General features: G+C 23.4%; 16 protein-coding genes and 2 pseudogenes. 8 read left to right on the top strand and 10 right to left on the bottom strand.

The genetic code is table 11. The features are described 5' to 3' along the window. Positions 1-4: 4 nt before the first annotated feature. The 8 genes and pseudogenes from BUAMB_RS02265 to BUAMB_RS02230 all read right to left on the bottom strand — a co-directional run bounded on the left by BUAMB_RS02265 (position 5) and on the right by BUAMB_RS02230 (position 12,384). A complete protein-coding gene (locus BUAMB_RS02265; protein ID WP_044035131.1) occupies positions 5-1,747 on the bottom strand; it encodes a SmdB family multidrug efflux ABC transporter permease/ATP-binding protein in 1,743 nt (580 codons plus the stop codon). A 25-nt stretch (positions 1,748-1,772) separates the two neighbouring features. Beyond that, positions 1,773-3,521, bottom strand: a complete 1,749-nt coding sequence (locus tag BUAMB_RS02260) for a SmdA family multidrug ABC transporter permease/ATP-binding protein (RefSeq protein WP_014500156.1) — start codon at positions 3,519-3,521, stop codon at positions 1,773-1,775. 489 nt (positions 3,522-4,010) lie between these two features. Then, positions 4,011-5,888, bottom strand: coding sequence for a SurA N-terminal domain-containing protein (locus BUAMB_RS02255; RefSeq protein WP_014500155.1), 1,878 nt, complete (start codon positions 5,886-5,888; stop codon positions 4,011-4,013). A 117-nt stretch (positions 5,889-6,005) separates the two neighbouring features. After that, positions 6,006-8,354 carry an endopeptidase La gene (gene lon, locus BUAMB_RS02250; protein WP_014500154.1) on the bottom strand — a complete coding sequence of 783 codons (2,349 nt, stop codon included), beginning with the start codon at positions 8,352-8,354 and terminating at the stop codon, positions 6,006-6,008. Between the two features lie 189 nt (positions 8,355-8,543). Then, the gene (gene clpX / locus BUAMB_RS02245) at positions 8,544-9,830 is read right to left on the bottom strand and encodes an ATP-dependent Clp protease ATP-binding subunit ClpX (protein ID WP_014500153.1); all 1,287 of its coding nucleotides are present in this window, start codon (positions 9,828-9,830) and stop codon (positions 8,544-8,546) included. A 95-nt stretch (positions 9,831-9,925) separates the two neighbouring features. Continuing rightward, positions 9,926-10,540, bottom strand: a complete 615-nt coding sequence (gene clpP / locus BUAMB_RS02240) for an ATP-dependent Clp endopeptidase proteolytic subunit ClpP (RefSeq protein WP_014500152.1) — start codon at positions 10,538-10,540, stop codon at positions 9,926-9,928. Between the two features lie 98 nt (positions 10,541-10,638). Beyond that, positions 10,639-11,967: a trigger factor gene (gene tig, locus BUAMB_RS02235; protein ID WP_014500151.1), complete on the bottom strand. Its 1,329-nt coding sequence runs from the start codon at positions 11,965-11,967 to the stop codon at positions 10,639-10,641. A gap of 121 nt (positions 11,968-12,088) precedes the next feature. After that, positions 12,089-12,384 (bottom strand): annotated as a pseudogene (locus BUAMB_RS02230) (BolA family protein). A 230-nt stretch (positions 12,385-12,614) separates the two neighbouring features. Here BUAMB_RS02230 and cyoA point away from each other — a divergent pair. From cyoA to cyoE, 5 genes are read left to right on the top strand one after another with little or no spacing between them, the layout of a single operon-like run. After that, complete coding sequence (cyoA, locus tag BUAMB_RS02225; protein ID WP_014500150.1) at positions 12,615-13,562, top strand: ubiquinol oxidase subunit II; 948 nt, start codon at positions 12,615-12,617, stop codon at positions 13,560-13,562. Further along, positions 13,547-15,538 (top strand): cytochrome o ubiquinol oxidase subunit I, encoded by a 1,992-nt coding sequence (gene cyoB, locus BUAMB_RS02220; protein ID WP_014500149.1) that lies wholly within the window; start codon positions 13,547-13,549, stop codon positions 15,536-15,538. Before cyoA ends, cyoB begins: the two co-directional genes overlap by 16 nt. Beyond that, complete coding sequence (gene cyoC, locus BUAMB_RS02215; protein ID WP_014500148.1) at positions 15,535-16,155, top strand: cytochrome o ubiquinol oxidase subunit III; 621 nt, start codon at positions 15,535-15,537, stop codon at positions 16,153-16,155. The genes cyoB and cyoC overlap by 4 nt, the downstream gene beginning before the upstream one ends. After that, a complete protein-coding gene (gene cyoD, locus BUAMB_RS02210) occupies positions 16,155-16,496 on the top strand; it encodes a cytochrome o ubiquinol oxidase subunit IV (RefSeq protein WP_014500147.1) in 342 nt (113 codons plus the stop codon). Before cyoC ends, cyoD begins: the two co-directional genes overlap by 1 nt. A gap of 1 nt (position 16,497) precedes the next feature. Continuing rightward, positions 16,498-17,373: a heme o synthase gene (gene cyoE, locus BUAMB_RS02205; protein WP_014500146.1), complete on the top strand. Its 876-nt coding sequence runs from the start codon at positions 16,498-16,500 to the stop codon at positions 17,371-17,373. A 26-nt stretch (positions 17,374-17,399) separates the two neighbouring features. Here cyoE and BUAMB_RS02200 read toward each other — a convergent pair whose 3' ends face one another. Then, on the bottom strand, positions 17,400-17,735 hold the full coding sequence (locus BUAMB_RS02200; RefSeq protein WP_014500145.1) for a TusE/DsrC/DsvC family sulfur relay protein: 336 nt from the start codon (positions 17,733-17,735) through the stop codon (positions 17,400-17,402). A gap of 136 nt (positions 17,736-17,871) precedes the next feature. Between BUAMB_RS02200 and BUAMB_RS02195 the strand changes: the two genes are divergently transcribed. From BUAMB_RS02195 to dxs, 3 genes and pseudogenes are all read left to right on the top strand, one after another. Next, complete coding sequence (locus BUAMB_RS02195) at positions 17,872-18,960, top strand: MFS transporter (protein WP_014500144.1); 1,089 nt, start codon at positions 17,872-17,874, stop codon at positions 18,958-18,960. 82 nt (positions 18,961-19,042) lie between these two features. Further along, positions 19,043-19,907, top strand: a pseudogene (locus BUAMB_RS02190) (polyprenyl synthetase family protein). 22 nt (positions 19,908-19,929) lie between these two features. After that, positions 19,930-21,756, top strand: a complete 1,827-nt coding sequence (gene dxs / locus BUAMB_RS02185) for a 1-deoxy-D-xylulose-5-phosphate synthase (protein ID WP_014500143.1) — start codon at positions 19,930-19,932, stop codon at positions 21,754-21,756. Between the two features lie 36 nt (positions 21,757-21,792). Here dxs and nusB read toward each other — a convergent pair whose 3' ends face one another. Further along, entirely contained in the window at positions 21,793-22,224 is a 432-nt protein-coding gene (gene nusB, locus BUAMB_RS02180) for a transcription antitermination factor NusB (RefSeq protein WP_014500142.1), read from the bottom strand. Between the last annotated feature and the right edge of the window lie 32 nt (positions 22,225-22,256).

Raw genomic sequence — 22,256 nt, 5'->3', positions numbered from 1 at the left:
ACTTTTAAAATTTTGATATTTGGCACATATACATTTTCCAATAAACATCTTGATTACTTAATAATGTTTTATGTGTTCCAGATTCAACAATTTTTCCTTTTTTTAGAACAACAATTAAATCTGCATCCGTTATAGTTGATAATCTATGAGCAATTACAATGAAAGTGCAATTTTTCCGTATTGATAAGAGTGTTTTTTGAATGAGCTGTTCTGTTTCAGAATCAATATTAGCAGTAGCTTCATCTAATATAAGTATTTTAGGATATTCAACTAAAACTCTAGCAATAGCTAATAATTGTTTTTGACCCACAGATAAATTATTACCTTCTTCTCCTAATACAGTATAAATTCCTTGAGACATAGATTTTACTAAAGAGGAAAGATAAACAGTATTTAATATATTCCATATTTTTTTTTCTGATATTTTTCTTCCTAATGCAATATTAGCAAAAACAGTATCAGACAAAACTATAGGATCTTGTTGTACCATTAATATATTTTTTCTTAAAACGCTGCGGCTAATTAAATCAATGGATGTATTATCTAAAAATATTCTTCCATGTTTTATAGGATAATATCCCATTAGTAAATTCGCTAAAGTACTTTTTCCGCTTCCAGTATCTCCTACAAATGCAATAAAACTTTTCGATGGAATATCAATATTAATATTATTAAGTGTGTTTTTTTTAGAATTTTTATAGCTAAAACTCACGTTTTTAATTGTTATTTTCCCACTTTTTAATGACGTTGTATTTTTTCCATATTTCTGCTGTGGCGAATCTATTAATAAAAAAATTCTTTCTCCTGCAACAATAGATTGCTGAAATACTGATTGCTGAATAGTAATAGCAATCAGCGGTTCATTTAGTCTGCCAAGATAAGTAATAAATGCATATAATATACCTACTTCAAATGTTTTTTCAGGAAATAAACTAAATAATAATATAAAATTACATAAAATAAGAGCAGATATAAAACTTAATAATGGTCTGAGTAAAAAACCATCTAATCTTAGTATTTTCATACGTGATATATAATGTAAATAGCTACTGTGTTTTATTTTTTCTTTAAAATGTTTTTCTTGACGAAATTGTTGAATAACATTTATGCCATTTATTGTTTCATTAAATTTATTATTAATGTCTGATAAGTAATATCTTACTTTTCTTAAAATAGGTGTACTATAGTATTGATAAAACAACATGATAGTAATCAAAATAGGTAAAATACATAAAGCTATAATTGCCATATGCCATTCAAGAGAAAACATAGCACATAATATAACAATAATTAATATTGTACTGCGAAATATTGTAGGTGCTACTGTATCATATAGTTCTTTTATTGTTTCAGTATCGCTAGTGACTTTAGAAATCATTTGTCCAATAGGTTGCGAATCAAATATACTAATTGGCTGTCTTAAAGCTGCATACATCACATCATTTCGTAGTTTATTGATAATTTTTACTGCAATTTTATTAAATAAAATACTTTGAAAATAATTTAAAAACACTGATAATATTTGCAATATAATAAAACATATTATTATCACCAATATTGTTAGAAAATATAATTGATGCTTTGCTAAAATATTATCAATAAAATAACTAATTAAGATTGGTCCTAAAACTTCTGATATTGATCCACCTAAAAGTAAAAAACATGCTAGTATTAATTGTTTTTTATAAGGATGCACATATATGAGCAAACGTTTTAAAATCGGCCAAAATTCAATAAAACGTGATATATTATAAATATTTTTCACCTATTTTTTAGTTATCCTTAAGTTTTTTTTCTAATTTTTGATAATTATACATAGATTTATACCAATTTTCTTCTTGTACTAATTTTAAATGATTTCCTCTTTGTATAATTATACCATTTTTAATTACTACGATTTCATTTGCATCTATTAATGTAGATAAACGATGTGTTGCAATAATTAATGAATGTTCTTGTTTTTTCCATTTTATAATATTATTTAAAATATTATTTGCAGTTTGTGCATCAACAGCAGAAAGAGCATCATCAAGTATTAATATTTCTGCATTTAATAATACAGCACGTGCTATACAAATACGTTGTTTTTGTCCACCAGATAACATAACACCTCTTTCTCCTACTTGGGTATCATATTTATTTGGTAAATCAATAATATCTTTATGTATATCTGATAATTTTGCTGCTTGTTCAATATCTTTTTGTGATGCATTAGGTTTTCCTAAAGAAATATTATAAGCTATGCTGTCTGAAAATAAAAAAGAAGTTTGATTTACTACTGCGATACGTTTTCTCCAATCATTAATTTTTAATTCTAATAATGATAAAGAATGATACGTAATATCTTGTTTATTAATAAAATTAAATTGTCTTTGAATTAGTTTTAATATTGTAGTTTTTCCAGATCCTGTTGGACCACAAATACCTAATATATTTCCTGGTTTAAGAATGATTTTTATATTTTTTAAAGATGGAATGTTATTTTTTGGATAATAAAATTTATAAATATTAATATTTAATATACCAGGATATAGTGGAATGGTTTTATTTCCATCTTTGATATACAATTCTTTGTTAATAATTGAGTAAATTCTTTCCCATGCAGCACTACCTCTTTCAACGATATTAAACATCCATGCCAAAGCTAACATAGGCCAAATCATTAATCCTAAGTACATAATAAAACTAGTTAGTTGTCCGATAGTGATTTGATTCTTCCAAACTAATGATCCTCCACTAATAATGGCTAATAAATTAGAAAAAGCTACTGATAAATAAATAACTGGATCAAAACAAGCATCAATTTTAGCTACTTCCATATTTTTGTTTCCAGCTTCTCTAACAATTGTGTTAAATTTATTTAATTGATTTTTTTCTAATCCAAAGGCTCGAATCATGCGAATACTAGTTAGTATTTCTTGTGTTTGATTATTTAATAAAGAAAAAGCGGTCTGCGCACTACGAAATTTGTTGTGTAGTTCTTGACCATATTTTTTAATAAATATCGCCATAATTGGCATAGGTAATAGTGAAATTATCGTAAGTAGAAAACTAATCTGAGTACTCATAACTATTAAAACAGAGCAACCCATAACTAATGAGTCTACAAGTGTTAAAACACCTTCACCTGCTGCAAAAACTACACGATCTACATCATTTGTTGCTCTAGCTATTAAGTCTCCAGTTCTATTTTTTAAAAAAAATATTTGGCTTTGTTGGCTAAGATATGAATAAAATTTTACGCGTAGTTCTATAGCTAATTTATAAGAAGCTCCAAATAATAATATTCTCCATAAATAACGTAATATATATATAGTTATCGCCACTAAGAGAATAATAAAAATCCATGAAAATATTTGCATACCATGAATATCATTTTTAATAATTAAATCTATTAATACACCTACTATTTTAGGTGGTAATAATTGTAAAATAGCAATTATTATCAATAATATAATTGCTCCTAAATATCTTTTCCATTCACGTTTAAAAAACCATCTTAATTGGTTGAACAATTTCACAAAAAAATCCTAAGTTAAATATTATAAATTTATTTTTTAACATACAAGTAATCATTATTTTTTAAAAAAAATATTTAAAAAATATTTTTAATTTTTCTAAAAAATATCATGCTTATTTTTAAAATATCAAATGAATATATATTGAAATATTTTTTTAAATTTATATTTTTTATATTTATGATATTTAATCTTTTCATATATTTCTTACTTTAATATTATGTGTTAAATTGTTTTATCTTTTAAAAGATATAAATAATTAATATTCATGTAAGATACTTAATAATTTTATAATTAATATATATATAAATTTTCATTTGAATTTAGATAAGTTAAATTAATTCAAATTAATACTTTTATAAAAATTATTAAGATATTAATTATAATGAACATAAAAATTTATTTTGTATTATTTTTATAAAAATATAATTATTATAAATTTTAAAATATACTATTAATAATAGATAAATTTTTATTTATATTAAATAACTATTAAAGTAATTTATCAAATTCTATCTTATTGTATGTAATTACTGATTTTTCACGTAGGTCTTTAAGAATAGAATTAAAAATTATTTGATTGTTATTTTGTTCTATATATTTAATAATCATATTATTTTCTTCTGGAGAAAAAGTTGTATTATAAACTTTTTCTAATGATATAATTATAAAATTATTGTTTTTATCTTGATATAAAGTATATGTTTTTTTTCCTTGTTTTGGTCGAGGTAAATTAAAAATTATTGATGTAATAGAATTTTGATCATAACGAGATATAATTTCAGGATCAGAAAAATATAGATGTGATTTTTTAAATAAATTATTTTTTCCTTTTTTCAATTGCAACATAATTTTTTCTGCTTTTTTTTGAGATTCTTTTGTAGCTTTTATAAGATTTATTTTATATATAATATTTTTTCGAACGTTTTGAAATGATTGTTTTTCTTGATTCTTGAAATTTACTAATTTAATTAAAAAAGCTTGATGTTTTTTTAAAATAATTAAATGAAAATATTTTTTTGGAATTTGATGATTTTGCAATAATTTCTTATGAAAGATTATTTTTTTCAAAATAAAATTATTTAAATTTTTAGGAACTGAATTTTTATTAAACCAATTTGTTTTTTCAATAACAAAATTATTTTTTTTAATAATTGATTCGATATTATTTGGATGTTTTTTTACAACATGAGATATGTTATGTATAAAAGTATTATATAAATTTAATGATTTTTTGTGTTGAATTTTTTTTTTAATTATATCAGATACTTCATCTATTTTTTTTGGTTGTGCAATTTTAATGTCATTTAATTTAATAATTAAAAATTCATTTTTAAATGTAATAATATTAGATATTTGATTTTTTCTTTGTAAATTAGCTTTTTTTATTTCATTAGGTGTTATATCTTCTGATATCCAACCAATATCACCTCCTTTTTTAGAAGAAATTGGATCTATAGAGTGTTTTTGAGCAATTTTTGAAAAATCTTTTGGTGCATTAGATAATTTAGATAATATTAATAAAGCTTGTTTTTTAGTTTTAGTTTGAATAATACTATATCTTCTTATTTCTTTTGTTGAATATTTTTGAATATTTTTTAGATATGTTTCATAAATTTCTTTATTATTACAACTAGTTTTAAATCGATCAATATTTAAGTGAATAAAATTAATTTTAAATTTTTCAGGAATATAAAAATTATTTCTGTTTTGATAAAAATATTTTCGTGCTTCTATATCATTTGTGTGTTGTTTATTAATTATAGAATCTGTTTTAATAATAGCTTTTTTAATAATTCTTTTTTGAGATAACAATTTAATAATGTTGTTTTTTTCATAGTTTAAAATAAAATTACTATTATATATAGCATTGACTAAATTTTCTGTATTAATTTTTTTTTTAATTATATCAATATACTCACGATTAGTTAAATTTATAGATGTAAGATAATTTAAATATTGTTCTTTATTAAATTTTTTATTTTTTTGAAATAAAGAAGAATTAAATATTATTTTTTTAATTTCAGAGTCATTGACTTGTAATTGCATTTTTTTTGCGTATTGTTCTAAAAGAACGTTATTAACTAACTGTGAAATAACATAATTATATGTTTGTTGTATAAATTGTACATTATTATGTATTTTAAAGAATTTTTTTCCTAATATTTTTTTTTGTTTTTCTTGTTCAATAAAATACATTTTTTGAAAGGTACTAAGATTAATTTTTTCACCATTTACTACAGCTATATATTTTTCAGAATTTTGATGAATATAACCATTTATAGTACTTAATATTAAAGATAAAATGATAATTCCTAAAATACATTTTCCTATTATATGAGTGAAGCGTGATTGCGAATGTTTTTTCATAATATGCTATAATCCTATATATTTTAAATATTCTTTTAAAGAAAAAATATTCTTATATTCTATTTATAAAGGCTGACAAATTTTGTCAGCCAAGATTTTGATTTTGCTATTATAATATTATTTTTTCTCTCTTAAAATATAAGGTGTATTTTCAAATGCTAAGTTTAGAACTTCTATAATATTTTTTATTGGATGTATTTTTAATCCTTTAATAATATTTTTAGGTATTTCTTCTAAATCTCGTTTATTTTCATATGGTATTAATACTGTTTTAATCCCGCCACGATGTGCTGCTAATAGCTTTTCTTTTAATCCTCCAATAGGTAATACTTGTCCTCTTAAGGTTATTTCTCCTGTCATTGCGATATCTGATTTAACAGGATTTTTTTTTAATGATGAAACTATAGCTGTACACATTGCTATACCAGCGCTAGGTCCATCTTTTGGAGTTGCGCCTTCAGGTACATGTACATGAATATCATATTTTTCATAAAAATTTTTTTGAATTCCTAACTGACAAGATTCAGAACGTACTACAGTTAATGCTGCTTGAATTGATTCTTGCATAACTTTTCCTAAAGAACCTGTATAAGTTAGTTTTCCTTTTCCTGGTATACATGCGGTTTCAATAGTAAGTAATTCACCACCTACTTCTGTCCAAGCCAAACCAATTACTTGACCAATTTGATTTTTGCAATTACTTTTTCCATAGTTAAAACGTTTGATGCCTAAAAATTTTTTTAAATTTTGATTTTTTACTTCAATTTTTGTTAAAGATTTATCTAAAAGTAAATTTTTTACTACTTTTCGACATATTTTAGAAATTTCACGTTCTAAATTACGAACTCCAGCTTCACGAGTATAATTTTGAATAATACTAATTATTGCGCAATCCGTTATCTTTAATTCATCTTTTTTTAGTCCATTTCTTTCTATTTGTTTTGGATATAGATATTTTTTTGCTATATTTAATTTTTCATTTTCAGTATAACCAGACAGTCGTATTATTTCCATACGATCAAGTAATGGTGCAGGTATGTTCATAGAATTAGATGTAGCTACAAACATCACATCCGAGAGATCATAATCAACTTCTAAATAATGATCATTAAAAGTTGTATTTTGTTCTGGATCTAATACTTCTAATAAAGCAGAAGCTGGATCTACTCTTATATCACAAGACATTTTGTCAATTTCATCTAATAAAAATAAAGGATTTTTTACTTTTGATTTTGCTATTTTTTGAATTAATTTACCAGGCATAGAACCTATATATGTACGTCTATGACCTCTAATTTCCGCTTCGTCTCTTATCCCCCCCAAAGCCATACGTACATATTTTCTTCCTGTAGATCTTGCAATAGATTTTCCTAATGATGTTTTTCCTACACCAGGAGGACCAATTAAACATAGTATAGGACCTTTTATTTTATTTTTTCGGCTTTGTACTGCTAAGTATTCTAAAATTCTTTCTTTTACTTTTTCTAGACCAAAATGGTCTATATCTAAAATTTTTTTAGCTTGTTGAATATCTTTTTTTATTTTAGTTCTAGCGTGCCAGGGAACTTGTATCATCCAATCAATATAGCTTCGTACTACTGTTGCCTCTGCTGACATAGGGGACATCATTTTTAATTTTTGTAATTCTGATTCAGTTTTTTCTTTAGCTTCTTTAGGCATTTTTGACGCTGTAATTTTTCGTTTTAGTATTTGATTTTCATCTGGAATTTCATCCATATCTCCAAGTTCTTTTTGAATTGCTTTTATTTGTTCATTGAGATAATATTCTCTTTGACTTTTTTCCATTTGTTTTTTGACGCGATTTCTAATTTTTTTTTCTACTAAAAGTAAATCTATTTCAGATTCCATAATAGCCATTAAAAATTCTAATCTTTCATTTATATTACATATTTCTAATACTGATTGTTTATCATTTAATTTTAATGGCATATGAGCAGCAATAGTATCTGCTAGTTTTTCTGAATTTGTGATATTATTAAGAGTATTTAATATTTCTAATGGAATTTTTTTATTAAGTTTAATATAAGATTCAAATTGATTAATTGTCGTTCGAATTAATACTTTTTGTTCTTTTTCTAATATTTTAGGAGGCTGAATTAATTCAACTTCTGCAATAAAATATTGTCCATTATTTGTTAAGTTTTTTATAGATGCACGTTGCAGCCCTTCTATTAATACTTTAACTGTACCATCTGGTAATTTTAACATTTGTAAAATTGCACTAATAGTACCGATATTAAATAAATCGTTTTTTGTAGGTTTTTCTTTAGATGCTTCTTTTTGTGCAATTAACATAATTTTTTTATCATTATTCATAGAATTTTCAATACATTGAATTGATGTTTTACGACCTACGAATAATGGAATTACCATATGAGGATATATTACTACATCTCTTAATGGTAAGACAGGAATTGTAATACGTTCAGAACGCTCAGAATTCATAGAGCTCTCTCTTTAGTTGAATTTTCCGCTATTTATTTTTAAAAACTGCAATATATAATAATAAAATATTCAGTATTTAAACCTATAATCAGTCAAGTATATCGGAATCGTTGCTTGACGTGTTTTATGTTAAGCGTTTGATAAAATAAAAGTCATAGCTTTTATTTTTATAAGATCATCGAATATATTTTATTCACCCGATGCTTTTTTGGATTTGTTTTTTTCATATATTATTTTGGGTGATGAATTGGAATTAATAACAGATTCATTAATTAAAACTTTTTTTACATGATTCATAGATGGTAATTCGTACATAATATTTAATAAGACATTCTCAATAATAGACCGGAGTCCTCTAGCGCCTGTTTTTTTGTTTATTGCTTTTTTTGCAATAGATTTCATACATTCTTTATTAAATTCTAATTTTACTTTTTCTAATTGAAATAAAATTTGATATTGTTTAATTAAAGCATTTTTCGGTTTATATAATATTTGTGTTAAAACATCTTCAGTTAATTGATTTAATATTGCTATAATTGGCAAACGACCAATAAACTCAGGAATTAATCCAAATTTTATTAAGTCTTCAGGTTCTACTTTTTTTAATAAAATATCTTCTGATATATTTTTTTGTGTTTTTTTAACATCAGCGTGAAAACCTATTTCCGTTTTGTTATCAAGCCTTTTAGAAACAATTTTAGATAAATCTAAAAATGCACCAGCACATATAAATAATATATTAGAAGTATTAATTTGTAAAAATTCTTGTTGTGGATGTTTACGTCCTCCTTGAGGAGGGATAGATGCTAATGTGCCTTCAATTAATTTTAATAAAGCTTGTTGTACTCCTTCCCCAGATACATCTCTAGTAATAGATGGATTATTAGATTTTTTTGCTATTTTATCTATTTCATCAATATAAATAATGCCTAATTCTGCTTTTTTTACATCATATTGACATTTTTGTAACAATTTTTGAATAACATTTTCAACATCTTCGCCTACATATCCAGCTTCTGTTAAAGTTGTAGCATCTGCAATTGCAAATGGTACATCCAAAAATTTAGCTAATGTTTGTGCTAATAATGTTTTTCCACTACCTGTTGGTCCTATTAATAATATATTACTTTTTCCTAATTCAACTAAATCTATATTTTTATCAAAATTGCTCAAACGTTTATAATGATTATAAACAGCCACAGATAAAACTTTTTTTGTATAATCTTGTCCAATTACATAATTATCTAAGTATGCTTTTATTTCATGTGGTTTTGGTAAGTCATGAATTTTATTTGTAATACTTTTTGTTTTTTGTTTTGGAGTTTCTTGATGAATAATATTATTGCATAATCGAATACATTCATCACATATATAAACTTTAGGACCAGCTATTAATTTTTGCACTTCTTTTTGATTTTTACCACAAAAAGAACAATAAAGCAGTATTGTAGAATTTTCTTTACTCTTATCTGTCATGATTAACCTCTTTTGATATCTAGTCATATTACTTGAGTAAATAGATTCTATATTTTAACTAAATTTTTTATTAAAAAGTATAATATATTCATTTTTCAACGTTGTGTTAAAACTGCATCAGTTAATCCATATTGAATTGCTTCATGTGCTGATAAAAAACAATCTCGTTCTGTATCTTTATTAATTTTTTTTATAGATTGTCCTGTGTGAAAAGACATTAATTTGTTTAGTTTTTTCTTCATATCCATAATTTCTCGTGCATGAATAGCAATATCTGATGCTTGTCCTTTATATCCACCTAATGGCTGATGAATCATTACTTTTGAATTAGGTAAACAAAATCTTTTTCCTTTTTTTCCAGATGTTAATAATAAAGCTGCCATTGAACATGCTTGACCTATGCAAATAGTACTAATATCTGATTTTACAAATTGCATCGTGTCATAAATTGACATTCCTGCCGTGATAATACCTCCTGGAGAATTTATATATAAAAATATATCTTTATCTGGTTGTTCAGATTCTAAAAATAATATTTGAGCTACAATATTATTTGCCATATTATCTTCAATAGGACCTGTTATAAAAATTATTCTTTCTTTTAATAATCTTGAATAAATATCATATGAGCGTTCTCCTCTAGAATGTTCTTCTATAACCATTGGAACGAATGTTCCGAATAAATGTTGTGCATTTTTACTATATAACATTTTTGTTCCTGTAAAAAATGAATATCATTTTTGTTAAAGAATTTTTATAAATATGTAAAATTTTAGTATACTGAATTCAATATATATAAGTATAAAATTTATGTAGCAAACTCATTATAAGTTTCCCATTCATAATTTATAAAATCATTAAAAGTCCAATATTTTTCAACTATATTAACGTTATTTTTTAAGAATTTTATAGCTTGATTTTTTAATTCTATGTTTTTTATAGTATTTTTAAAAGTTTCATTTTTATTATATAAATTAATAATTTCTGTTGGTTTTTTATAATTTAAAGATATTTTATTAATTAAAGATGTTAAATTTTTTTCGTCTACAAATATTTTTTCATTCGATAGGATAGTATCTAATATAATTTGCATACATAATTGCTTTTTAACTTTTATATCAAAATTATAATGATATTTCTTTTCTAATATATTACTATTTTTTTCGTGATATTGTTTTACATATTCTTTATGTAAATTTTTTTTGTTTTGTTTAAATAAAATTGGTGGTATTAAAATAATATTTTTTTTAATTATTTGATCAATTATTTGATCTTCAAGATATTTCTCAGTTATTTTCTGTATTTGTGCGTAAATATTATTTTTTATATTTTTATATTGTTTTTGATTTAATTTTTGTTCATAAATGTTTTTTATAGTATTTGAATCAGTTTCTATTTCTTCTTGTTCTTCGATTTTAGTAATTTTAATTTTAAATGTGATATTTTGATTTTGTAGTTCTTGTATTGGATATAATGCATGAAATTTTATTGTAAAAAAAATAATATCGTTTATAACATGATTAATAATTTTATATTTTAATTGAGGAATTAATGTAGTGTCAGATACAATAAATGTATAATTTTTTTTATTAAATTTAGTGATTAAGTGAATATTATTATAAACTTCATAATCAATAGTTACACGATTATTAGATTTAATAGGTTTATTAATTTTTTTCCAAAAAAAATTTTTATATTTATATTTTTCAATATTGTTTTGAATTTCTTCATCTGTAATCTGAACATTGATTTTATTTACTGTAATATTATTAATATTTTTTATTTGAAATGTTGGATAAATTTCATATATAACAGAGTATTGAACATATTCTTTTTTTTCGTTTTTATTGTTATGGATATAATATTGTGGAGAGCCAATAATTTTTATTTTTTCTTTATTTAAAAATTCATAAAAAAATTTTTGCATTAGTTGTTTAAATATATCATAATAAACAACATCACCATATTTTTTTTGTATAAATGTAATAGGAATTTTACCTTTTCTAAATCCATTAATAATTTTAGTTTTACTAAGTTTTATAAATTCTTTTTGAAGAGAATTATTAATTGTTTCTTTTAGAATATTAATTGTAACGCGATGGCTTTCATCTTGATTTTTTTCCATAACAAATTTCATTTTCTTACCTCAAACAATTAATTTTATTATTTATTTTATATTTCTATATTTTAAAGTTTATTAATTTTTTAAAATGTCATTTTTTATAAGAAATATATTGTATTTAGAAAAAAATAAAATATCATTTTTTAAAACATTTAGGATTATTATTGATTTGACATTTTTTATTTTGCCATTCATTTACAGTATAAGTATTTAATGTTACTGAATATATTTTTTTATTTTAAATAGTTTGGAAAAAATTAAACGATGTCTATCAAGTAAATTTTGATTTATAAAATCATTACTAACAATAATTATTTTTATATGCGTGAGATCTGTTTTGGAATGATGATGAAAATAGCTATTATTATAAATTTTAATAAAATCGATATGCATGTTAGATATTAAATATTTTTTTATTTTTTTTAGAATCATTAATTAATACTATTCCTTTTTTTTGAATACAAATAAAGATCAATCAAAATATTTATATTAGATTTTTAAAAAATGCTCTTAAAATATTGATTAAATTTTATCAATTTTTAACAAATAATTCAATTATTTCGAAAAAGTATTATCATTAATAATTAGTGTAATTTCTTATATAAAATAAATGTTATGTAAATTTTTTTAATAAAGAATCAGAATTATTTAGAGGCTATTAAATGATATGTTTAAGTAATATTTATACTAAATTTTTTAGAGTATTATCATTAATAGTAGTATTTTTTTTTCTAAATGGATGTAGCAGTATAATATTGCATCCTAGTGGATCTATTGCCATACAAGAATACTCATTAATATTAATATCATTTGTCATGATGTTATTTATTATTATTCCTGTTATTTTTATGACAATATATTTTGCTTTTAAATACCGCTCAACTAATACTAATCAGATATATCGACCGAATTGGTCAGATTCAAAAAAAATAGAAATAGTAATATGGACAATACCAATTGTTATCGTTTCTTTTTTAGCTTTTTTAGCTTGGAATAATACACATGTATTAGAACCAAAAAAATCTATTATTTCTATTCATGATCCTATTAAAATAGATGTAGTTGCTTTAGATTGGAAATGGTTATTTATTTATCCAGATTATCATATTGCTACTATTAATGAAATTATGTTCCCTGTTAATCGACCTATCATTTTTCGTATTACTTCAAAATCTGTTATGAATGCTTTTTTTATTCCGGATTTAGGTAGTCAAATATATGCTATGCCTGGAATGATAACAAAATTAAATTTAATTGCGAATTACTCAGGTAAGCATCAAGGTATATCATCGAATTATAGTGGAAAAGGTTTTTCTAATATGAAATTTACAGCTATATCTGTTTTGAATCATGCTGATTTTTTAGAGTGGGTAAAAAAAATAAAAACATCATCTAAAACATTAAATACAATAAAAGATTTTAATATTCTATCTATACCAAATGATAATTATTCTATAGAATATTTCTCCAATGTTAAAAAAAGATTATTTAATCAAATTGTTAATCAATATCGTATAAAAAATTTTAAAATCTTAGATAAAAATACTGAATATAAAAAAATAAATGAAAGTATTAAGTTTGGAGAAATAGAATCATGTTTGGAAAATTAACATTAAATTCTATACCATATGATGAACCCATTATTATGGTAACATATATTGCTATTATTTTAGTGTCATTATGTCTTGCATCAACTATTACTTATTATAAAAAATGGAGATATTTATGGTCTGAATGGTTTACTACAGTAGATCATAAAAAAATATCTATTATGTATTGCATCCTAGCTTTTGTAATGTTATTTCGTGGTTTTGTTGATGCAATTTTAATGCGTACTCAACAGGTCATTTCATCAGCAGGATACAAAGGATTTTTACCGCCACATCATTATGATCAGATATTTACAGCTCATGGTGTAATAATGATTTTTTTTGTAGCTATGCCTCTTGTTATCGGTTTAATGAATTTAGTAATACCATTACAAATTGGAGCGCGTGATGTAGCATTTCCATTTCTGAATAATTTAAGTTTTTGGTTAAATGCAAGTAGTGCTGTATTATTAACTTTATCTTTAGGAATTGGTGAGTTCGCTCAAACAGGTTGGTTAGCCTATCCTCCACTATCTGGTATTAAGTATAGTTCAGGTGTAGGAGTAGATTACTGGATTTGGAGCTTGCAAATATCTGGTGTTGGAACAACTTTAACAGGTATTAATTTTTTAGTAACAATTTTAAATATGCGAGCACCAGGTATGTCTTTTTTTAAAATGCCAGTTTTTACTTGGACTGCTTTATGCACTAATATTCTAATAGTCATTTCATTTCCTGTGTTAACTATTACTTTGATACTATTAACCTTAGATCGTTATTTAGATTTTCATTTTTTTACTAATGACTTAGGTGGAAATGCAATGATGTATGTCAATTTAATATGGATTTGGGGGCATCCAGAAGTATATATTTTAGTTCTACCAGCATTTGGTATATTTTCAGAAATAGTACCGACTTTTTCAAGAAAAAGTTTATTTGGATATATATCTTTAGTTTGGGCTACATTATCAATTACTATTTTATCGTTTATTGTTTGGCTGCATCATTTTTTTACTATGGGAGCAGGAGCAAATATCAATTCTTTTTTTGGTATTACGACAATGATTATAGCTATTCCTACTGGTGTAAAAATTTTTAATTGGCTTTTTACGATGTATCAAGGACGTATATATATACATTCTTCTATTTTATGGACATTAGGTTTTTTAGTTACTTTTTCTATTGGTGGTATGACTGGTGTTCTTTTATCAGTTCCTCCAGCTGATTTTATTTTACATAATAGTTTATTTTTGGTTGCGCATTTTCATAATGTAATTATTGGTGGTGTTGTTTTTGGTTGTTTTGCTGGAATTAATTATTGGTTTCCAAAGTTATTTGGATTTATTTTAAATGAAAAATGGGGAAAATGTGCGTTCTGGTTTTGGATTATAGGTTTCTTGTTGGCATTTATACCGTTATATTTTTTAGGTTTAATGGGTATGACTCGTCGTTTAAGTCAAGATATTAATCCAGAATTTCATAAATTATTATGTATTGCTGCTATTGGAGCTATATTTATAGGTATTGGTATTGTATGTCAAATAATTCAATTTTTTGTTTCAATAAGAGATCGTAAATATAATTTAGATCTAACTGGTGATCCTTGGAATGGAAGAACATTAGAATGGTCTACTTCTTCACCAGCTCCATTATATAATTTTGCTATTATTCCTCAAGTAAAATGTAGAGATGATTTTTGGGAGACCAAAAATAGCAGTAAAAATAATAAAAAAATGATGTCAAGTATTAATTATCATACAATTCATATGCCAAAAAATACTGGATTAGGTTTTTTAATTAGTATATTTTCTTTATTATTTGGTTTTGCAGCTGTTTGGCATATTACTTGGTTATGTGTTTTATCTTGTATTTCTATTGTTATTAGTTTAATTAAACATAGTCTCAATGAAGATACAGAATATACTATATCCATAGAAGATATAAAAAAAATTGAAAATAAAAATTTTAAAAATATTCAAAAAGCAGGTTTGCAATGATAAAATATGACAATAATAAAATAATGTTCAATTTTCGCTCAGATAATATTTCAAATAAAAAATCAGAAAATAATAAATTATTTGGTTTATGGATATATTTAATGAGTGACTGCATTATGTTTGCAGTTTTATTTTCTATTTATGCTATAATTTCTTCAAACATAGATATAAATATTATTAGCAATAAAATATTTAATTTATCTTATGTGTTGTTAGAAACATTTCTATTATTATTAAGTTCTTTATCATCTGGTTTAACTGTCACTTCGATGTATAAAAACAAAATTAATATGCTTTTTTTGTATTTAATTCTTACTTTTTGTTTGGGATTAATGTTTATATTTTTAGAAATTTATGAATTTTACAAACTTATAATAGATAATTTAGGTCCTAATCAACATGCATTATTTTCTATTTTTTTTACTCTTGTAGGAATGCATGGAATTCATATTTTTTTTGGACTAATATTAATATTATCAATTCTTTATCAAATTCAAAAGTTAGGTTTAACTAATATTATTTATACTCGTATTTTATGTTTTAATATTTTTTGGCATTTTTTAGATATTATATGGATTTGTATTTTTACTTTTATCTACCTCAATGGATGTATATAATGTGTTGTGATATTAAATCAAAGATTGATACAAATATAAAATCGTATTTTTTAGGTTTTTTGTTTTCTTTTATTTTGACTATTGTTCCATTTTTACTTGTTATAAATAAAATTTTTTCCAGTAACACAAATTATATTATTTGTTTACTTTGTGCTATTATCCAAATATTTGTGCATTTTATATACTTTTTGCACTTAAATTTTTCTGAAGAAAAAAAATGGAATGTGATTAGTTTATTATTTGTCATAATAATTATTTTTATTATTGTATTTGGTTCTACATGGATTATGCATCATTTAAATCATTATAATTATCACACCATAAAATATGCATATAATTAATATGTTTAAATATTACTTAGAGATAGTTAAACCTAAAATTGTCATTGGCAATCTTATTTTAGTAATAGGTAGTTTTTTATTTGCATCTCGTTTGTTTAATTTTGATATTTTTTTGTTTGTATATACAATTTTAGGCGGATCTTTAGTTATAGCTTCTGCTTGTGTATGTAATAATGTAATTGATCGTGATATAGATCAAAAAATGAAACGTACAAGTGATCGAGTATTATCAAAAAATCTAATTTCTTGCCAATCTGCTTTAATATTTTCAATTGTTTTAGGAATATTAGGTATTGTTATACTTGGTTTATTAGTAAATTATTTATCAATGTTTATATCAATTTTTGGGTTTTTTGTTTATGTTTTTTTATACACATGGATATACAAACGTAAATCAATTTATTCAACATTTATTGGAAGTTTTTCAGGTTCTACTCCTTCTATGATTGGTTATGTTGCAATATCTAATAAAATTGATTTATGTTCAATATTATTATTTATTATTTTAATATTTTGGCAAATGTCTCATTTTTATTCTATTGCTATTTTTAGAAAAATAGATTACAAAAATGCTAATATTCCTATTTTCTCTGTAGTAAAAGGTGTTATGACAACGAAAAAGCATATTTTTTTTTATATTCTTGCTTTTACTTGTTTTAGTTCGTTGTTAACTTTTTTAGGATATCTGAGTTATATTTTTTTATTTTTATTTTCTATAATTAATTTTTATTGGTTATTTTTATCTTATTGTAGTTTGAAAAAAAAATACTGTTCAATAAATTCATATCAATTATTTTTTTGTTCTATTGTAGTTATTGTTATTTTTAATTTTTTAATATCTATAGATAGATATTTTGAATTTATTTTGATTGAATAATTTTCAGTTATTGATATTGTTGTTTTTTATAAACATTTATTTGGTCTGGGTATACCTGCAATTTTACTGGCTTGTCTAGCTGGACCTTTAGGAAAAAGTTTAAATAGATAAATACTGTTTATTTCAGAGTGATTCATCTTGTATTTGATACTTTTAATTAACATTCTCATTGATGGTGTGAGTTTAAATTGCAAATAAAAATTTCGTATAAAAATTATTATTTTCCAATGGTCTGAACGAAGATTAATATTTTCTTTTTGTGCAATTATTTTTGCTATTTCTGTATTCCAATCTTCAGTTTTTTTTAAATATCCTTCTGAATCTTTTTCAATTTTTTGATATATTTTATTATTGTTATTCATGTATTTTTTATGTTTATATAAGATTAGTTTTATATTAAAAAATATTAAATTGTGAGGATTATAAAATGAATTTTTTAGAATTACAAGTTACATTAAGTTTTTGTGCAATTTTTTTTTACGAATGCTAGGAATGTTTATGGTGTTACCAGTTTTAAGTAAATATGGTATGTATTTAGATGATGGAAATAAATTTTTAATTGGTTTATCAATCGGAATATATGGTTTTGCTCAAGTGTTATTTCAAATTCCATTTGGAATTTTATCTGATCAATTTAATCGAAAAACAATAATTTTAATCGGTCTTCTTGTTTTTTTTATTGGTAATCTTATATCTGCTAATATTCATTCAATTTGGGGTTTAATAATTGGTAGATTCTTACAAGGTTCAGGTGCTATATCTGGTGTATGTATGGCTTTTTTATCAGATTTTATACGTGAAGAACATCGAGTTAAATCTATTGCAGCTATTGGTGTTAGTTTTGCTATTTCTTTTTTGATTTCTATGATTTCTGGACCTTTAATTATCCAAAATTTTGGATTTTTTTCAATTTTTTGGATATCATCATGTTTATCTATAATTTGTATAGTAATAGTTTTTTTTCTGATTCCTTTTTCAAAAACTAATAAAATCAAAAAACAAACCATACGCTTATCACATAAAAAAATATTAAAACTTTTCTTGAATAAAATTTTTTTTAGATCATATATGGGTATATTTTTTTTACATTTTATTTTAATGATGAATTTTATGATTATTCCTAATCAGTTAGAAATATTAGGTTATTTATTTAACGATCATTGGAAAATTTATTTGTATACGATATCAATTTCTTTTTTAATCTTATGTATATTTATTTTATACTGTAAAAATAGATTTTTTTTAAAAAATATTATTGAAATTTCTATTTTTTTGATTTTTTTTTCAGAATTTATTTTTTTATTAGCACATAGTTATTTTTTTTGGTTGATAATTTCTTTACAGATTTTTTTTATATCTTTTAATTTTCTTGAAGTTTTTTTACCTTCAAATATAGGTAATAATATATCTAAAAATTATAAAGGTAGCGCTATGAGTATTTATTCGACTAGTCAATTTTTAGGAATTGCTTTTGGAGGTATTTTTAGTGGATGGATTTATAGTTTTTTAAATATGTTTCAAATCTGTTTGTTTCAAATATTTATAGTGTTAATATGGTATTTTTTTAGTTTTTTTTGTAAAAAATAGCTTTTTTATAGTATAATTATAATTATTTCATAAAAATATATATTACAATTTTTTTCAATATATATTTCTTAGGTTTTTATACATGACTTTTTTAAAATTACATAAAATATATCAATATCGCATTAATAAAAAATTATATTATATATTACAAGGTTTATCTTTTAAAAAATCAGATCTTTTAAAAGCAATCCAATATAGTTTATTTTCAGGTAGTAAAAGGTTGCGTTCATCTTTAGTATATGCAACTGGTCATATGTTTAAAAGTCATCTAATAACATTAGATGTCATATCTGCAGTGATTGAATGTGTCCATTCATATTCTTTAATACATGATGATTTGCCATGTATGGACAATGATAATTTTAGAAGAGGTAAAAATTCTTGTCATATAAAATATGGTGAAGATATTGCTTTATTAGCTGGAGATTCCTTACAAAGTCTTGCATTTAATATTTTATCAAATAGTTTTATGCCTCATGTATCTAATATGAAACGTATAAAAATGATTTCTGAATTGTCGTATTCTATTGGTTCATCAGGTATGTGTATAGGTCAAATGTTAGATTTACAATTAAAAAAAAAAAAATAGTTAATTTGTCTCAATTAAATATGATTAATTTATATAAAACTGCATTTTTAATGCGTACTGCTGTTCGTTTAACATATTTTTCTTCAAATAGTTTTTCTAAATCGATTTTATCAATTTTAGATTTTTTTTCGATTTCTCTTGGTTTAGCATTTCAAATTCAAGATGATATATTAGATATCAAAAATGATTTAATTATTAAAAAGCATACTTATCCAACTATAGTAGGTTTAGAAGCTTCAAAAATAAAAATAAAAGAATTATATAAAAAATCATTTTTAGCACTCAATTATTTAAAAAAAAAATCTTTTGATACAAGTATATTAGAACAATTAATAAATTTTATTATTCAATCTGTTGAATTAATTTAATATGAGCACCTAATGAATGTCAATCTTAAAAAATATCCTCTTTTGTCATTTGCTAATTCAGTAAAAAATTTACGACTTTTACGGATTGAAGAACTACCACAATTGTGTTCTGAACTACGTCAATACTTATTAGATATTGCAACTATAGCGCAAGGACATTTTGCTTCTGGTTTAGGTGTAATTGAAATAACTGTTGCGCTGCATTATACTTATAATACTCCTTTTGATAATTTATTATGGGATATAGGACATCAAGCATATCCTCATAAAATATTAACTGGAAGAATAGATAGAATTAATAGTATTAGAAAAAAAAATGGATTGCATTCTTTTCCCTGTCGCGATGAAAGTGAGTATGATGTTTTAAGTGTAGGTCATTCTTCTACTTCTATTAGTGCAGGATTAGGAATGTCTATTGCAGCAAGAAAAGAAGGAAGAAATAGAAAAACAGTGTGTGTTATTGGTGATGGAGCTATTACTGCAGGTATGGCATTTGAAGCGATGAATCATGCTGGAGTAATTAAATCTGATTTTTTAGTAATATTAAATGATAATCAAATGTCTATTTCTAAAAATGTTGGAGCTCTTGCTTCTCATCTTAAAATATTAAGCAATACAACACAATATTCAAGAGATCAAATAAAATTTCATAAGCTTAATAAACAATTATCTATTAAATCTAATAAGATTAAAAATCTTCATTGTTATTTCAATTCAATATTTTCTCATTTAGGTTTTAAATATTTAGGTCCATTTGATGGTCATAATGTTTTTTCTATTATTAGAATGTTAAAAAATATTAAAAGTACACAAGATACTTATATGTTGCATCTAATAACTAAAAAAGGTAAAGGTTATCTTCCAGCAGAGTTAGATCCTATTAAATGGCATTCGATTTCTGTAAATAATAAATTATCTCCTAAAAAAACTATAAGTTATTCAGACATTTTTGGTGCTTGGTTATGTGAGATAGCTCAATTTGATAAAAAATTAATAGCGATCACTCCTGCAATGTGTGAAGGTTCTGGTATGTTAAAGTTTTCTCGTCTCTTTCCACAACAATATTTTGATGTTGCTATTGCAGAACAGCATGCTGTGACTTTTGCAGCAGGTTTAGCAATTAGCGGTTATAAACCAGTTGTTGCGATTTATTCGACCTTTTTACAAAGAGCATATGATCAAATTATACATGATGTAGCTTTACAAAAATTATCTGTATTATTTGCTATAGATCGAGGAGGAATTGTTGGGAATGATGGAGCAACTCATCAAGGTATATTTGATTTAGCTTATTTAAGATGTATTCCTGGTATAGTCATTATGACACCTAGTAATGAAAATGAGTGTCGTCAAATGTTATATACTGGTTATATGTATCAAAAAGGTCCGTGCGTGGTAAGATATCCTAAAGGTAATGGTATTGGAACATTATTAACGCCAATGAATATTATGCCATTAGGAAAATCTTTAATAAAAAGATATGGAAAAAAAATAGCAATTTTAAATTTTGGTACTTTATTACAAAATGCTTTTTTTGCTGCAAATAATTTAAATGCAACATTAGTTGATATGCGTTTTGTCAAACCTTTAGATACAAATATGATCTTAAATTTATCATCTAAACATAAATTTTTTATTACTCTTGAAGAAGGTGTAATTTCTGGTGGTGCTGGTAGTGCTGTAAATGAATTAATTATGATTAATAAAATTTGTTTACCTGTTTTGAATATTGGTTTACCTGATGTTTTTATTCCCCAAGGGTCTCAAGAAGAAATTAGACATGATTATCAATTAGATGCAGAAGGTATCTATAAACAAATTTTTTGTTGGTTAACATAATAATAAATACAATTACATATTCAATAAAACATTAATCTAACTATATTTGATTTGTGTTGTGTATCCCATTTTACACGCAACTTTGTCTAATACTCCATTAATAAATTTATGACTATCTTCAGAACCAAATAGTTTAGCTAATTCAATGCCTTCATTTATAGATACTTTGTAAGGTATATCTTTTCTATTATATAATTCATAGAATGCAATTCTTAGAATAGCTTTTTCAATATGTCCTAATTCTTTTAAAGATCTAAATAAATATGGTTTTATTAGATTATCTATATTTTGATAATGACATGTAACGCCAATAATTAATTCATAAAAATATGATATATCAATGTTTTTTTTATTAATTTCTTTTAAAAATTGAATAGCACTTTCTTTTATATTATTATGAGAAATTTCCCAGGAATATAGCATTTGTAAGGCACATGCACGTGCTTTTCGTCGATAAGCGGGTTTCATAGATTATAATTTTCTCTTATTTTTTTTATATA

This window comes from Buchnera aphidicola str. Ua (Uroleucon ambrosiae) (assembly GCF_000225465.1).
GTDB lineage: Bacteria > Pseudomonadota > Gammaproteobacteria > Enterobacterales > Enterobacteriaceae > Buchnera > Buchnera aphidicola_B.
The sequence above is the reverse complement of the archived record's forward strand: the minus strand, read 5'-3'. Positions and strand labels throughout refer to the sequence as shown.

Coding starts and splice junctions, on each gene's coding strand:
- BUAMB_RS02200 (WP_014500145.1), bottom strand. CDS start 17,735: ATGAATAACAATAATAAAATATATCAAAAAATTGAAAAAGATTCAGAA.
- BUAMB_RS02195 (WP_014500144.1), top strand. CDS start 17,872: ATGGTGTTACCAGTTTTAAGTAAATATGGTATGTATTTAGATGATGGA.
- cyoE (WP_014500146.1), top strand. CDS start 16,498: ATGTTTAAATATTACTTAGAGATAGTTAAACCTAAAATTGTCATTGGC.
- nusB (WP_014500142.1), bottom strand. CDS start 22,224: ATGAAACCCGCTTATCGACGAAAAGCACGTGCATGTGCCTTACAAATG.
- clpX (WP_014500153.1), bottom strand. CDS start 9,830: ATGACAGATAAGAGTAAAGAAAATTCTACAATACTGCTTTATTGTTCT.
- cyoA (WP_014500150.1), top strand. CDS start 12,615: ATGATATGTTTAAGTAATATTTATACTAAATTTTTTAGAGTATTATCA.
- lon (WP_014500154.1), bottom strand. CDS start 8,354: ATGAATTCTGAGCGTTCTGAACGTATTACAATTCCTGTCTTACCATTA.
- dxs (WP_014500143.1), top strand. CDS start 19,930: ATGAATGTCAATCTTAAAAAATATCCTCTTTTGTCATTTGCTAATTCA.
- cyoC (WP_014500148.1), top strand. CDS start 15,535: ATGATAAAATATGACAATAATAAAATAATGTTCAATTTTCGCTCAGAT.
- tig (WP_014500151.1), bottom strand. CDS start 11,967: ATGAAATTTGTTATGGAAAAAAATCAAGATGAAAGCCATCGCGTTACA.
- clpP (WP_014500152.1), bottom strand. CDS start 10,540: ATGTTATATAGTAAAAATGCACAACATTTATTCGGAACATTCGTTCCA.
- cyoB (WP_014500149.1), top strand. CDS start 13,547: ATGTTTGGAAAATTAACATTAAATTCTATACCATATGATGAACCCATT.
- BUAMB_RS02255 (WP_014500155.1), bottom strand. CDS start 5,888: ATGAAAAAACATTCGCAATCACGCTTCACTCATATAATAGGAAAATGT.
- cyoD (WP_014500147.1), top strand. CDS start 16,155: ATGTGTTGTGATATTAAATCAAAGATTGATACAAATATAAAATCGTAT.